Genomic DNA, 13,882 nt, shown 5'->3' on the forward strand with positions numbered 1-13,882 from the left:
TCGTACGAGCCCGTCAGACGGCATGCGTCTCACGCGTTTCACGCGTCTTGCCGGTCTCGGGGGTCTCGGGGGTCTTGGCACTCGGTCGGGCCGCGTCGGTCGCGCGGGTCCCGGCCGGTTCCGCCGCGCGGATGTGCCGACTGCCGACGAGGGCGAACAGCAGCCAGCCCACGACCGAGAGCACCGCGGTGACCAGCACCGAGTTCCACAGCCCGATCCGTTCGCCCAGGAATCCCCCGACGAACGCGCCGAGCGGGAAGGGGCCGTAGGTGAGCATGCGGTAGGCGGCGGTCGCCCGGCCGATCACGGCGAGCGGGATGACCGACTGCCGGAACGCGACCACGTGCACGTTGTAGATCGTCAGGCCGAAGCCGTAGAGGCCGAACGCCAGTACCGCGAGCACATGGGCCGCCCAGCCCGGACCGCCCGTCAGGGCCAGCAGCAGCGGGGCGCAGGAGGCCACGCCCATCGCCGTGACCAGGGTGGAGCCGAAACCCAGGTGTTCACCAAGCCGCTTGGCGGCGATCGCGCCGAGCAGCGAGCCCAGGGCGCCGAGGGCGAGGACGACGCCGACCCCGCCGGCGTCCATTTCCAGCTCCTTGACGGCGTACACCAGGAACAGGGTCAGGATCGCCTGCTCGCAGAAGTTGAACCAGCCCGCCTGGAAGGTCAGCACGCGCAGGACCCGGTGCCGCCAGAGCAGGGCGAAGCTGGTGAGGATGTCGCTCAGCCGCGGTCGGTCCGCCGCCGTGTCGCCGCCGACCGCGGGCTCGCGGTGCCGGATCGACCAGAGCAGGACGAAGGCGGCCAGGTAGGAAGCGACGTTGGCGAGGATCGCGAACCAGGCACCGAGGGCCTTGGTCAGCAGGCCGCCGAGACCCGGTCCGCCGATCTGCGACACCGAGTACGAGGCCTGCAGCTTGCTGTTGGCCTCGACCAGGTCGTCCTGCTCCACCACGACCGGCAGGTACGCGATGTAGGCGACCTCGAAGACGGCCGTGCAGGCGCCGACGACGAACGCGACGGCGCACAGCGCCGCGATGGACAGGGTGTCGGTCAGGTACAGCACCGGCACCAGGGTCAGTGCGAGCGCCCGCCCGAGGTTGACCCCCAGCAGGATCCGGCGCCGGTCCCACAGGTCGATGAGCAGACCGGCCAGCGGCGTCACGCACAGGGCGGGCAGCAGCTGCACGCCGGAGACCAGGCCGACCTCCGCGGCGCCGGCCCCCGGCACGCCGAGGACCAGCAGGGGGAGCGCCAGCTGGGTGACCTGCGCCCCGATCTGGGCGACGGTCTCGCCCGACCACAGGCGCAGGAAATCGTGGTTGCGCCACAGACCCGGTCTCGGCGCGGCTTCCAGGTTCAGCACGTTCTCGTCCCTTCCACGGGTCCCGGCTACTCGGCGCCCTGGTAGATGGGCCGTCCGTCGTCCAGGACGCGCAGGGCCTCGCGGACCTCCTCGGCCGAACCGGCCAGCACCGCGTGCCCGTTGCGCCCCCCGATGCCGCGGGGGGCATCGGTGACCGCGCCCTCCGGCTCGGAGTAGGACAGTTCCCGCAGCACTCCGGCGAACGGCGCGGCGAGGGAGTTCTCCAAGGTCACCGGGTGCCGGAAGGGGGTCCTGCCGTCCCCGTTGAAGAACCGGATGGCGGCGCACTGCGCCGCGGGCGCCTCGGGCGACACCGTGCTCCCCGCCACCGCGGCGAGTTCGGCGAGGTAGAGGTTCCAGCCGGTGGCCAGCGACACCAGCCTGGGCACCTGGTCGCCCGCGGGGCGTCCGGCGACCTCCATCAGGACCGGCCCATCCGGGGTCAGCCGGAACTCCGCGTGCGAGACCCCGGCCTCCATACCGAGCGCGTCCAGCACCCGTACGACCGCCCGCTCCAGCTCCTCGCGTTCGGCGGGGGGCAGCACGGCCGGGACCACGTGGCCGACCTCGGCGAAGTACGGCGGCTTGCTGAGGTGCTTCTCGGTGACCGTGATGACCTCGGTCTTGCCCGGGGCCCAGGTGACCGATTCGACGCTGTATTCCGTGCCGGAGACGTAGCGATCGACCGCCACCTGGCCGCCCCGCGCGGCTTCCAGGGCGAAGGCGAAGGCCTCGGGCAGCTCCTCCGGCCCCCGCACGATTCGCACGCCGCCGCTGCCGCCGTAGTCGGTGGGCTTGACGACCGCCGGGTAGCGGCCGTTGATCAGGTCCGCGCACTCGGCGAGCGTGTGCGCGACCCCGAGCTGCGGGGTCGGGATGCCGAGCTCGCGCAGCCGGGCGTGCATCACGCCCTTGTGCCGGAAGTGACCCGCCGGCATGCGCGTGGCCGGAACCCCGAGCCGCTCGGCGACCTCACGTGCGAGGTCGGTGGAGAGCTCCTCCCAGCAGACAACCGCGTCCCACGTGAAGTCCGCGGACCGGGCGGCGGCCAGCATCGACTCGACGGAGAACCGGTCCCCGGCCCGCCACCAGTCCACCATGCTGACCGGGATGCGGTGCGCGAGGTCGATGACCCCGACGAAGTGCCCGGCGTCGCGCAGGGAGCGCAGCCCGAACTCCTTCTTCTCTCCGAGTCCCGCGATCAGCACCCTCATCGCCGGGCCTCCCCGAACGTCGCCAGCGCCGCGTCCAGCTGGGCGTAGGCGCTCTCCGTCTTGCAGCGCAGCAGGTTGGCGGCCGACAGCGCGGCGATCCACTCCTTGGTGGCCGCGACGTCGTCGACGGTGACGATGACCTGCATGTGGTCGCTGTCGATGAAGCACCGGTTGGTGGGCGTACGGGCGGTGACCGTCATCAGGTTGCTGCCCGTGGGCTCCGCCGGGAGCGGGTTGCCGGGCGCCTCGGTGGACGGCAGCTCGATGGCGACCGCGCGCTGCGCGACCGGCGGGAGTTCCTCGCCCAGGGCGGCCGCGACGAACACGGCGTGCGGGTCGGTCCCGGTGGCGACGGAGTCCAGGTCGGACAGGCCGCCCAGCCGGGCGTTGATCTCCAAGAGGCACAGCTCGCCGTCGACCACCGCGAAGTCGATCTGCCACGGCCCGTTCGGGGCGAGGTTGCGCTCGATGTCCTCAACCAGCCGCTCCAGGCCCGCGGCGGCCCGCTCGGGCAGCGCGAACGGCATGACCCGGGCCCGGAAGGACGGGTCCAGGCCGGTGTCGAGGCTGCCCAGCGAGGCGACCGGCCAGCGCCGCTGCGCACCGCCGGCACTGATCAGCTCGACGCCGCACTCGAAGCCCTGCTGGAAGCGCTGCACGATCACCGGCAGGCCGAGCGGGCCGGCCAGTACGCCGTCCAGGTCGGCCGCCGACGCCACGAAGAACCGGCCGTCGCCCGCCTGGGACTGCGCCTCCTTCAGCACCACCGGGAAGCCCAGCTCGGTCACGACCGCACGCACCTCGTCGGCGCTGCGGCACACGGCGCCCTCGGGCACCGGCCAGCCGCGGGCGACCGCCGTCTCGTGCAGGACCACTTTGTCGCAGGCGACCTCGGCGAACTCCGCCGAGTGCGCGAGGAAGTGGCCCTCCCACTTGGCGGCCGCCTCGCCGTAGACGAGGGGGAGCTGCTCCTGGCCGTGGGCATACGGGTTGGCGATCGCCACGTCCGCCCGCTCCCGCTCCAGGACGTCGAGCACGTCCGCGCTCGACCAGTCGAGCCCGAGGCGCTTGACCTCGACGTCGAACCCGTCGAAGTCGACCGCCGAATAGACCACCACGTCCTCGAAGCCGCGTGCCCGCAGCTCCGGAAGGATCCGGGCGAGCTTGTACTCGCCGAAGATGACCGCCTTGGACATCTGCCTGCCTCCATCTGAGGAATCGTCGTACGTTGTCACTGGTCCGGGCCGTCCGGCGGGGTGCCGTCGACCGGGGTGCCGACCACCGAGACCTTGTCCGCCAGCGCCAGCAGGTGCTCGTCCACCGCGGCCACGCTGTCCCCGGACGCGATCACGAAGCCCGCGCGGCCCAGGAACTGCTTCGGCGGCAGGTGCAGTTCGAGACCTGGGGGAGTGACCCGGCGGATCTCCTGCACCCACGGCTCGTCGGCGAGTGCGGCCGGATGGTCGAGGTCGTGGAAGACCATGCCGTGCGGGGGGTAGAGGAACCGGATGCCCATCAGCCGGCCGGGTTCGGCCACCGTCCGCGGGGCGCGTCCCGTGGCCACCGAGCCGAGCAGCTCGCCCGCGGAGAAGCCGGGCGCGCACAGTTCGGCCAGGTACGGGATGAGCTCGCCGCCCAGCCGACCGTTGACCTCGATGATCTTCGGGCCGTCGGCGGTGAGCATCAGCTCGGTGTGCGTGGCGGTGCGGTCGATGCCCAGCGCCCGGTGGGCGCGGACGACCACGTCCCGGACGGCTGCGGTGGTGGCCGCGTCGAGCACGTCCCCGACCACATGGGCGACCTCCTCGAAGAACGGCGGGAAGCCGGTGCGCTTGAGCGCGACGGCGTAGGGTTCCACCCGGCCGTCGAGCACCCAGCAGTCGACGCTGATCTCGGGGCCCCGCAGGTACTCCTCGACCAGGACCAGCCCGTCCTCGATGGCGGAGTTCTCCGAGCCGCGGGCGAACTCGAAGGCCGTGCGCAGTTCCTCGTCGGAGCCGACGAGCTGGACGGCGATGCTGGCCGCCCGGCCGCGGGGCTTGACCACCACCGGGTAGCCGATGTCCCTCGCCGCCGCGAGGGCCGCCTCCACCGTGCCGGCCAGGCGGAACCGGGCGGACGGCACGTCGTGCGCGGCGAACGCCTCCCGCTGGGCGCCCTTGTCACGGCATGCCCGGGCGGCCTCCACCGGCATGGTCGCCACGCCCAGGGCGGCGCCGACCTCGGCGGCGACCGCCACCTGCATCTCGTCCCAGGTGAGCACGCCGGCCACCCGGTGGCGGCCGGCGAGGTCCTTGGCCGCGGCCAGTACCTGCGCCTTGTCCGCGAGCTCGACCTCCCGGTGGTCGGCCACGTACGGCGCCTGCCAGGACAGCGGGGTCTGGGCGATCAGCAGCACGGAGTAGCGCTCGGCGAGACCGCGCAGGGCGTACTCGCGGAAGTGCTGGTCGCCGGATCCGATGACCAGGATGTTCTCGTTCACGTCCCGTTCCTCCCGAGCGGTCAGATCCACGAGACGGCCTCGGCGAGTTCGTCGTCGTAGAAGCCGAAAAAGAAGCCCATCGTGATCCGGTCGGAGCCGGAGACCTGCTCGATGGAGTGGTAGAAGGTCGGGTTCAGCAGGTACACGTCGCCGGCCTGCGGCTTGAACTCGTGGGCCGGGGCGCCGTCGGTGACGGCCTCGTCGTAGCCGAGGCCGCCGACGATCTTGTACTCGTTGTCCGCCTCGGTCCACCGCTTGCGGTGGATGCGCAGCTCACCGCCGGTCTCGCACTCCTGGATGCACACCACGCAGCTGAGCTGGTGGCGCAGCGAGGCCAGGGCCAGGCCGGTGCCGGCCGCGTCGCGCATGATGTTGTCGTTGTGCAGCGGTGTGCGGATGCTGTCCGCGTAGATCCGGACGTTCTGCTGCGCGTAGCTGCGGCCGTCGGGCTCCGCCTCGGTGTCGAAGCGCTTCAGGCCCAGGACCTCGGCCAGCCGCTGACGGGTGCGCTCGCCGAGGTCCACGCCGAGGGACGCGGTGAACTCGTTGGCCTTGCGGGCCTCGGTGAAGTACGTGTCCGGCTCGGCCAGGTGTTTGGCCAGGTACGGGCCGATGGTGGTCAGACTGCCATTGGTGTACTGCGTGGTCGAGGCCTGGCCGAAGACCGGCTCGAGCCGCTCCCGGTTGTTCGCGAACTCCGCCTCAGGCAGCAGGTTGCGCAGCACCACCACGGCAACCGTGCCGTCCACCAAGCCCTTGACCAGGCTTGCTCCGTCGATGTGCCCGTCGCGCTCGACGTCGTGGACGATACGGCCCCAACTCTCGGTCGCCTGCTCGGTCACCCCAGTTCCCTTCTGCCGGTACGGCGTGCCAGGCGGTGCGGCCCCCCGGCTTCGTTTCCACCACACTGCCACGTGTTGGCAACACCTGGCAAGTATTCGGAGGATGGGTTGCCAAACATTGCCAGGCGTTGGTACGTTCAAGGCCCACGAGCGAACCAGTGAACGGGGAAGTTGTGACTCTGCTGGCTGAAATGACCACCGTGACCGAACGCGAAGTCCGCTTCGGTGACGTGCGCTACGGGTTCTCCGTCGGACACGGACCGGAATCGCTGGGCGCCCTCACACGCAAGTTGGAAGGCCTGGACGCCGACCGCTTCGTGATCGTCGCCGACACCGGACTGACCCAGGACCAGATCGACGGGATCGCCCGTTGCGCCGGCGAGGTGGCACCCACCACCGTGCTGACCGCGGTGGCGGACGAGAAGGCCAAGTCCCTCGACGTGGTGACCGCCCTCGCCGAGCGGCTGATCCCCACCGGCATCACCCGCCGTTCCGTGGTCATCGCCCTCGGCGGCGGCCTGGTCGGCAACATGGCCGGCCTGCTCAGCGCCCTGGTGTTCCGCGGTATCCGCCTCGTCCACGTGCCCACCACGCTGCTGGCCATGTCCGACTCGGTCCTGTCGCTGAAGCAGGCGGTCAACACCAGCGTCGGCAAGAACCACCTGGGCACCTTCTACGCCCCGGTGTTCGTCTGGAACCACCTGGACTTCCTGCGCACGCTGCCGGCGGACGAGATCCGCTCGGCCCTCTGCGAAATGATCAAGAACGTGCTGGGCATCGTCCCGGACCGCTACGACGAGGTCGCCGCCCGGCTCCGGTCCGACGCGCAATACACCCCCGAGGACTTCGCCTGGTTCATCGACCTGTGCGTCGAGGCCAAGTGCGCCGTGATGCGGGACGACAAGACCGAGCGCGGTGACGCCCTGATCCTCGAGTACGGCCACACCATCGGCCACGCCGCCGAACTGCTCACCGGCGGCGAGCTGCGGCACGGCTACGCCATCGGCCTGGGCATGCTCGCGGTCGCCCGGATCGCCCGCGAACTGGGCCTCCTCACCGCCGAGGACGAGGCCGCACACCGCACCCTGCTCGCCCTCAACGGCGCGCCCACCGTGCTGCCCGCCGGCGTGAGCGTCGAAGCGGTCATGCGCACCATCGCCCTGGACAACAAGCGCGGTTACGTCAAGGCGACCGCCGGCACCCGCGACCTGATCCTCTTGGAGGGCCTCGGCAAGCCGCACCGCCCCGGCGGCGCCCAGATCACCCAGGTGCCCGAGGCGATCGTCCGCCTCGGTGTCCAGTCGATCGCCGGCGAGGTGGCGTGATGGCGACCGTCGTCCGCGGGCAGCGGTCCCCGTTCGGCCCGATCGTCAACGACACCAGCGGCTTGGCCGTGACCCACCGCCAGGTCGGCGGCGAGGGTGTGTGCCGCTGGAAGATGCTGATGAACGGCATGCACCTGGAAGGCGAGTGGAACTGCGTCGAGTACGTGGTCCTCACCCCCGGCGCCTCCGTCGGCGAGCACGTGCACCTGCGCACCGAGGAGATCTACTACATCGTCCGCGGCCGGGCCGTGGTCACCATGAACGACGAGGAGATCCACGCCGGCCCCGGCGACCTGGTCACCACCCCGATCGGGGCGGCCCACTCCATCGCCAACCGCACCGACGAGGAGATGCACTTCTTCGTCGTCGAGGTCTTCCCCGGAGAGGGGGAGGCGGCCGAGCCCGCCCACCTCAACGTCCCCGCCCTGCTGTCCGCCCCGGACGGCGTCCGCCGGGCCCGCGTCGACCTGCGCCCGTTCTTCACCGGCGACTGGCACGCCTTCACCCTCGTCGAGGTGCCCGACGGCGAGGCCGTCGCCGGAGCCGAGCACACCGACCGGACCCAGGTACTGCACGTGCTCGACGGCGGCGCGGAGTTCGTGGTCGCCGGAGAACGGCACGCGGGCGGCCCCGGGCTCTCGCTCGCCGTGCCGCCCCGCACCCCCTGGACCGTCCGCGCGGCCGGCCCGCTCTCCCTGATCAGCACCGAGGTGACGGTCCGATGAAGCTGGAACTCGACGGACGCCGGGTGCTCATCACCGGCGCGGCCGGTGGCATCGGCGCCGCCACGGCCCGTGCGTTCGCCGCCGAGGGCGCCCGGCTCGGCCTGGTGGACCGGGACGCCGACCGGCTGACCGAGGTCGAGAAGGAGATCCGCGACCTCGGCGCCCAGGTCACCGTGCACGTGGCCGACCTCTCCACCGCCGAGGGCGTGACGGCCGGCGTGACCGCAGTCCTCGACGACTTCGGCGGTACGGCCGACGTCCTGGTCAACAACGTCGGCCAGTGCCTGGCCCGGTCATTCCACGAGCTCACCGACGCCGACCACCTGGCCACCTTCGAGATCAACTACCTCAGCGCGGTACGGGCGCTGCGCCTGGTGCTGCCCGGCATGCGGGCCCAGGGCCACGGCAGCGTGGTGACCAACACCTCCGACCTGGCCCGCCAGCCTGAGGCCGCGCCCGTCGACTACCAGGTCTCCAAGGTGGGCCTGATCAGCCTGACCAAGAGCCTGGCCCTGTCCGAAGGCCCCGGCATCCGGGTCAACGCGGTCGCCCCCGGCCCGGTATGGACCCCGCTGTGGACCCGCCCGGGCGGCTTCGCCGACTCCCTGGGCGACCTGCACGGCCGGGACGCCGAAGCCGCTGTCCGCCATGAGCTCAGCCGCCGGCAGCTGCCCCTGGGACGGATGGGCGAACCCGACGAGGTGGCACGGGTGATCACGTTCCTGGCCTCCGACGCCGCCTCCTTCGTCACCGGAAGCGTCTGGGGCGTCGACGGCGGCACCGTCCGCGGCCTGCTCTGACCCCCGCCCCCGCACACCCCACTCCGTACCCCCGACCCGCACGAAAGGCTGTGCCATGACCCTCGCCGTGCACGGCGGAGACCCGGTGCGCACCGCGGACTGGCCGCTGTGGCCCCGGCCCGCCGAGCGGGCTGCCGAACAGCTCACCGAGGTCCTGCACTCCGGGCGCTGGTCGATCAGCGGCCCGTACCGCGGTACGGACACCAAGGAGCGGACCTTCGCCCGGATGTTCGCCCGGTACAACGGCACCGGCCACTGCGTGCCGACGGCCAGCGGCACCGCCGCCCTGATGATCGCCCTGGAGGCCTGCGGGATCGGCGCGGGCGACGAGGTCCTGGTCCCCGGCCTCTCCTGGGTCGCCTCGGCCTCCACGGTGTTGGGCGTCAACGCCGTGCCGGTCTTCGTCGACGTCGACCCCGACACGCTGTGCATGGACCCGGCCGCCGCCGAGGCGGCCATCACTCCCGCCACCCGGGCCCTCGTGGTCGTCCACCTGTACTCGTCCCTGGCCGACATGGACGCCCTGCGCGACCTGGCCCGACGCCACGATCTCGTCCTGATCGAGGACGCCGCCCAGGCCCACGGCGCGGTCTACCGCGGCGCCCGCGCCGGCACCATGGGCCGCGCCGGGGCGTTCAGCATGCACCACACCAAGGTGCTGACCTGCGGCGAGGGCGGCGCCGCGGTCACCGGCGACGCCGAGCTCGCGCTGCGCATGGCCGAGCTGCGCGCCGACGGCCGCCACCAACCCGACCGGCCGCCCGCCCTCCACGAGATGGAACTGGTCAGCACCGGCACCGTGATGGGCAGCAACCGCGCCCTGTCGGAGTTCCACGCCGCCCTGCTCATCGCCCAGTTGGAGGAGCTGGACCGGTACAACGAGCAGCGCGCCCTGCAGGCCTCCGTCCTGGAGAAGGCGCTGACCGACCTCGGATTCACCCCCCAGCGGACCTCCCCGGGAACCGAACGGCGCACCTACTTCGGGTTCGTCTTCCGGCTGCCGCGGGACCTCGACGGCGTCGACGCCCCCACGGCCGGCGCCGCCCTCACCGCGGAACTGGGGCTGCCGGTCAAGCCCGTCTACCCGGCGATCCCGGGCGCCCCCCTGTACCGGCCGCACAGCCGTCGCCGTTTCGACCTGGGCGCCGACCACCGCCGGCGGACCGATCCCGCACGCCACCGGCTGCCGGTCAGCGAGCTGGCCGCCGCCCGGCACCTGACCTTCCACCACAGCGCGCTGCTGGGGGAGCGCCGCGATGCCGACGACATCGTGGCCGCGCTCCGCAAGCTGCTCGACCACCGCGCCGACCTCGGCCGATGAGAGGAACCCCATGAACGCCACATCCGCCGCCCCGGTGGTGGTCGTCGTCGACGGCTACTCCAACTCCGGCGCCTACGTCGGCGAATTCGCCCGGCTCGGGGTCGACGCCCTGCACGTTCAGAGCACCGCCGAGTTCATGGCCAAGATGGTGCCGCCGGACCTGTCCGGATACCGCGAGACGTTCGTGTGCGCCGGTCCGGACGCGGTGGACGCCACCGTCGAACGGCTGCGCGCCCACGCCCCGGTCGCCGTGCTCGCAGGCCAGGAGCCCGGGGTCCCGCTGGCGGACCTGCTCAGCGAACGCCTCGGACTGGCCACCAACGGCACGGCGAAGTCCCCGGCCCGCCGGGACAAGTTCACCATGATCGAGACCGTCCGGGCGGCCGGACTGCACTGCGCCGAGCAGTTCCTCGCCGGCCACCCCGACGCCGCCACCGACTGGGCCCGCGCCCACGGCCGCTACCCGGTGGTGGTCAAGCCGCGCAGCTCGTCCTCCTCCGACAACGTCTACGTCTGCCGTTCCGAGGCCGAGGTCGCCGAGGCCGCGCGGGCGGTACTGGCCGGCATCACCATGTACGACCAGCGCAACACCGACGTCCTCGTCCAGTCCTACCTGGACGGCACGGAGTACATCGTGGACACGGTGAGCGCCGACGGACAGCACACGGTGTGCGGGGTGTGGCGCTACGACAAGAAGCTGCTGCCGTCCGGCCGGCCCGTCTACGACCTGGACGTGCTCCAGGACCCCGACGCCCCGCACGTCCGCGCCCTGATCGGCTACGTGCTGAAGGTGCTCGACGCACTGGGCATCGCGCACGGCCCCGGCCACGCCGAGGTCATCATGACCGAATCGGGCCCGGCCCTGGTCGAGATCGGCGCCCGGCTGAACGGGAACATGAACCCCGCCCACCACGAGGAGTTCAGCGGCACCAACCCGGCCCGGCTGGCCGCCCTCGCCTACGCCCGGCCCGCCGAGTTCACCGCCCGCCACGGCGGCACCGTGTACCCCAAGCGCAACGAGGCGGTCGTGCACAACGTCGCCACCCGCCGCTCGGGCCGGGTGAGCGAAGTGGACCAGGGGGTGCTTGACAAGATCGCCGCCCTGCCCACCGTCCGCGAGGTCGTGGTCCGGCGCCCGGCGGGCACCGACCTGGTCCCCACCGTCGACCTGATGACCAGCCCGATGCGCGTGTTCCACTCCGGCGCCTCGCACGCCGAGATCCTCGCCGACCACCAGGTCGTCGAGCAGCTGGCCGAGGACGCCTTCCGGCTGGCCTGACCGCCCGACGCACCCCCTCCAGGGAGAACGATGAACGCCACACCCAGCTCGCTGCTGTTCTGGGGCGGGAGCGCACCGATGGACCTCGGGCGCGACGTGGGCACCCGGCTGCTGCGGCAGGCCGCCGCCCGCGGGGTCACCACGCAGGCCACCCCCGAGTACCCGGACGCCCCCCACCTGTCCGAGTTCGCCGGCGCCCTGCACCGCACCGAGGTCGAGGACCCGGCCCGGGCCCTGGCCTGGGCCCGAGGGCGGCGGTTCGACCTGGTCCTCGGGGTGCGCGAGCAGGTGCAGGTCGCCCTCGCCGAGGTGGCCGAGGCACTGGGCGCCCCCGGGAACCCGCCCGCGGCCGTCCGTACCGTCCGGGAGAAGGACCGCTGCCGGCAAGCCCTGAGTGCGGCCGGGCTGCCGCAGCCGGAGTTCCGGCTGTGCGCGTCCGCCGACGAGGCCCAGGCGTTCCTCTCCGCCACGACCGGCCCCTGGATCGTCAAACCGCGCGACGGCTCGGGCAGCGTCGGCGTCAGCCGGGTCGACGGGCCCGAGGACCTGGCCGCCGCCGTCGCGGCCCTGCCCGCGCGCGCGGCCTTCGTGGTCGAACAGTTCGTCGAGGGACCCGAGTACAGCGTCGAAGGGGTGTTCCTGGGCGGCGCGCCCCGGGTGCTGGCGGTCACCGAGAAACAGCTGCTGCCGCCCCCGCACTTCGTGGAGGCCGGGCACGTCCTGCCCGCCGACCTGCCGCCCGCCCGGCGCGAGGAGTTCGAGCGGGCCGTGACGGCCGCGCTGACGGCCCTGGGCCTGCGCTACGGCGTCTTCCACGTCGAACTGTGGTCCACCGCCGCCGGCCCCGTCCTCGGCGAGGTCCACGTGCGCAATGGCGGCGACTGGATCCACCTCATGCTCGAACACGCCATCCCTGGTCTGGAGCTGTTCGGCCTGGTCATCGACGACGCGCTCGGCCGGGACACCGCCGGCCGCGACCTGACCCCCACCCGGGCGGCGGCCGTCCGCTTCCTCGCGCCGCCGCAGGGCCGGATCCGCCGGATCCTCGGCTGGGACGAGGCCCGGGCCCATCCCGCGGTGCTGCGCGCCGACCTGACCGTGCGTCCGGGTGACGTCACGGGCGAGGTCCGCGAGTCCTACGACCGGGCCGGCCACCTCGTCGTGGGCGCCGACTCCCCCCGCGAGGCGGCGGAGCTCGCCGACCGGCTGGCCGGCCTGGTCCGCTTCGAGGTGGACGCCCCCGAGGAGTCCACCGAGCCCGAGGAGGCCGCCTCGTGAACCGCAGGGCCTTCACCGGCTGGCTGGCCGCGGACCACACGGCCGGCAACCTCGGCCAGTACGTCGTCCTGCCGGTCCTCGGCGTCTTCCTGGCCGCCCAGGTCGGCGGCACCTGGATCGTCGGGACCGGACTGTTCCTCTACAGCGCGTCGGCCGGGATCTCGGCGCTGCTGGTCAACCGCTGGCTGCCGCGATTCGGCATCGTCGCCGCCATGACCGGCGGCACGGTCCTGTCCGCCCTCGGCTTCGGCCTGATGCCCTACACCCGGGCCGGGGCGGTCCAGGTCCTGCTGATCGTGCTGGCCGGGTTCGGCGGCAGCGTGCACTTCCTGCTGTCCCGGGTCCTGGTCGCCGAGGCCGTCCCCGACGACATCGGCCGTCACAGGGTGTACTCGGTGCTCCAGATCGCGGTCAACCTGGCAGCGGCACTCGGCCCGTTCCTCGCCGCGGCGCTGTACCCGGCGGCCGACCCCCGGCTGCTGTTCGGCGTGGTGGCGGGCTGCTACCTGCTCGCCGGCCTCTCCCTGCAGTTCGGCATCCCCAAGGAGCTGCGGCCCACCCCGACCTCCAGCCGCTGGCCGGTCAGCCGGGCCGTGCTGCGGCTCGTCCGCGACGACGCCGCGATCCGCCGGACCGTCGCCCTCTGCGTCCTCGGAGCCTTCGTATACGGCCAGTTGTACTCGGCGTTCGCGTTGTTCGCGGCCCGGGACATCGACTCCGCGCCGGTGCGGGCCGCACTGCTCGCCGCACCCGCCGTGGCCATCGTCCTGTGCCAGTCGGCGGTCACCGCCGCAACCGGCAGGCTGCTGGCCAAGGGCCACCGCCCGATCGCCCTGCTGGTGTACGGCGCCGCAATGTTCAGCGTCTCGATGGTGGTGCTCGGCACCGGACTGCCCGTCGTGCTCGGCGCCGCCGTGGCCGTCGTGCTGTTCTCCGGCGCCGAGATGTTGTTCACCCCCATGGTGAGCACGGCCTTCGCCGCCCTTCCCGTGAAGTCCACCCTGGAGGCCTTCAACCTGCGCCAGGTCAGCTGGACCGCCGGTGAGGCGGCCGGCTCGCTGGCCGGCGGCACCCTCTTCCTGGCCCTGGACCGTGCCGGACTCGCCCAGGGCTACTGGCTGGGCGTGGCCCTGGTCACCGGAGCCCTGTGCGGCCTCCTGGCCCACCGTGTCCGCCGGCCGGCCCCGGCGCCCGCCGATGTCGTCCGCGAGCCGGCCGGCTGAGGCCGGCCGAGAAAGGAACCGAAC

Annotated in this window: 12 protein-coding genes; 7 read left to right on the forward strand and 5 right to left on the reverse strand. The window is 72.6% G+C overall.

From position 1 onward, the window contains the following. Nucleotides 1-13: 13 nt before the first annotated feature. The 5 genes from ACS04_RS30780 to ACS04_RS30800 are packed head-to-tail and all read right to left on the reverse strand — an operon-like array spanning nt 14 to nt 5,907. Nucleotides 14-1,369 carry an MFS transporter gene (locus tag ACS04_RS30780; protein ID WP_048480108.1) on the reverse strand — a complete coding sequence of 452 codons (1,356 nt, stop codon included), beginning with the start codon at nt 1,367-1,369 and terminating at the stop codon, nt 14-16. A 26-nt stretch (nt 1,370-1,395) separates the two neighbouring features. After that, nucleotides 1,396-2,583 carry an ATP-grasp domain-containing protein gene (locus ACS04_RS35575; RefSeq protein WP_107438750.1) on the reverse strand — a complete coding sequence of 396 codons (1,188 nt, stop codon included), beginning with the start codon at nt 2,581-2,583 and terminating at the stop codon, nt 1,396-1,398. After that, nucleotides 2,580-3,779, reverse strand: coding sequence for an ATP-grasp domain-containing protein (locus ACS04_RS30790; RefSeq protein ID WP_048480109.1), 1,200 nt, complete (start codon nt 3,777-3,779; stop codon nt 2,580-2,582). The genes ACS04_RS35575 and ACS04_RS30790 overlap by 4 nt, the downstream gene beginning before the upstream one ends. Nucleotides 3,780-3,814: 35 nt before the next feature. Next, entirely contained in the window at nt 3,815-5,065 is a 1,251-nt protein-coding gene (locus ACS04_RS30795; protein ID WP_053081045.1) for an ATP-grasp domain-containing protein, read from the reverse strand. A 20-nt stretch (nt 5,066-5,085) separates the two neighbouring features. Beyond that, complete coding sequence (locus ACS04_RS30800; RefSeq protein WP_053081046.1) at nt 5,086-5,907, reverse strand: 2OG-Fe(II)-dependent halogenase WelO5 family protein; 822 nt, start codon at nt 5,905-5,907, stop codon at nt 5,086-5,088. Nucleotides 5,908-6,098: 191 nt separating this feature from the next. On the opposite strand from ACS04_RS30800, the gene ACS04_RS30805 reads away from it, so the two are divergent. The 7 genes from ACS04_RS30805 to ACS04_RS30835 are packed head-to-tail and all read left to right on the forward strand — an operon-like array spanning nt 6,099 to nt 13,858. Next, a complete protein-coding gene (locus tag ACS04_RS30805; protein WP_048480110.1) occupies nt 6,099-7,232 on the forward strand; it encodes a 2-deoxy-scyllo-inosose synthase in 1,134 nt (377 codons plus the stop codon). Then, entirely contained in the window at nt 7,232-7,957 is a 726-nt protein-coding gene (locus ACS04_RS35580; RefSeq protein ID WP_053081047.1) for a cupin domain-containing protein, read from the forward strand. Before ACS04_RS30805 ends, ACS04_RS35580 begins: the two co-directional genes overlap by 1 nt. Further along, the gene (locus ACS04_RS30815) at nt 7,954-8,757 is read left to right on the forward strand and encodes an SDR family NAD(P)-dependent oxidoreductase (RefSeq protein WP_048480111.1); all 804 of its coding nucleotides are present in this window, start codon (nt 7,954-7,956) and stop codon (nt 8,755-8,757) included. The genes ACS04_RS35580 and ACS04_RS30815 overlap by 4 nt, the downstream gene beginning before the upstream one ends. A 55-nt stretch (nt 8,758-8,812) precedes the next feature. After that, a complete protein-coding gene (locus ACS04_RS30820; RefSeq protein WP_048480112.1) occupies nt 8,813-10,078 on the forward strand; it encodes a DegT/DnrJ/EryC1/StrS aminotransferase family protein in 1,266 nt (421 codons plus the stop codon). Between the two features lie 10 nt (nt 10,079-10,088). Further along, entirely contained in the window at nt 10,089-11,357 is a 1,269-nt protein-coding gene (locus ACS04_RS30825; RefSeq protein ID WP_048480113.1) for an ATP-grasp domain-containing protein, read from the forward strand. Nucleotides 11,358-11,387: 30 nt separating this feature from the next. Beyond that, complete coding sequence (locus ACS04_RS30830; protein ID WP_048480114.1) at nt 11,388-12,635, forward strand: ATP-grasp domain-containing protein; 1,248 nt, start codon at nt 11,388-11,390, stop codon at nt 12,633-12,635. Then, the gene (locus tag ACS04_RS30835) at nt 12,632-13,858 is read left to right on the forward strand and encodes an MFS transporter (RefSeq protein ID WP_048480115.1); all 1,227 of its coding nucleotides are present in this window, start codon (nt 12,632-12,634) and stop codon (nt 13,856-13,858) included. The genes ACS04_RS30830 and ACS04_RS30835 overlap by 4 nt, the downstream gene beginning before the upstream one ends. The last annotated feature ends 24 nt before the right edge of the window (nt 13,859-13,882 follow it).

Source organism: Streptomyces roseus, assembly GCF_001044425.1.
Lineage (GTDB): Bacteria > Actinomycetota > Actinomycetes > Streptomycetales > Streptomycetaceae > Streptomyces > Streptomyces roseus.

What these genes read in the sequence shown, in the direction of transcription:
- ACS04_RS30805 (WP_048480110.1), top strand. Translation starts at nt 6,099, where the DNA reads ATGACCACCGTGACCGAACGCGAAGTCCGCTTCGGTGACGTGCGCTAC.
- ACS04_RS30815 (WP_048480111.1), top strand. Translation starts at nt 7,954, where the DNA reads ATGAAGCTGGAACTCGACGGACGCCGGGTGCTCATCACCGGCGCGGCC.
- ACS04_RS35575 (WP_107438750.1), bottom strand. Translation starts at nt 2,583, where the DNA reads ATGAGGGTGCTGATCGCGGGACTCGGAGAGAAGAAGGAGTTCGGGCTG.
- ACS04_RS35580 (WP_053081047.1), top strand. Translation starts at nt 7,232, where the DNA reads ATGGCGACCGTCGTCCGCGGGCAGCGGTCCCCGTTCGGCCCGATCGTC.
- ACS04_RS30825 (WP_048480113.1), top strand. Translation starts at nt 10,089, where the DNA reads ATGAACGCCACATCCGCCGCCCCGGTGGTGGTCGTCGTCGACGGCTAC.
- ACS04_RS30820 (WP_048480112.1), top strand. Translation starts at nt 8,813, where the DNA reads ATGACCCTCGCCGTGCACGGCGGAGACCCGGTGCGCACCGCGGACTGG.
- ACS04_RS30830 (WP_048480114.1), top strand. Translation starts at nt 11,388, where the DNA reads ATGAACGCCACACCCAGCTCGCTGCTGTTCTGGGGCGGGAGCGCACCG.
- ACS04_RS30790 (WP_048480109.1), bottom strand. Translation starts at nt 3,779, where the DNA reads ATGTCCAAGGCGGTCATCTTCGGCGAGTACAAGCTCGCCCGGATCCTT.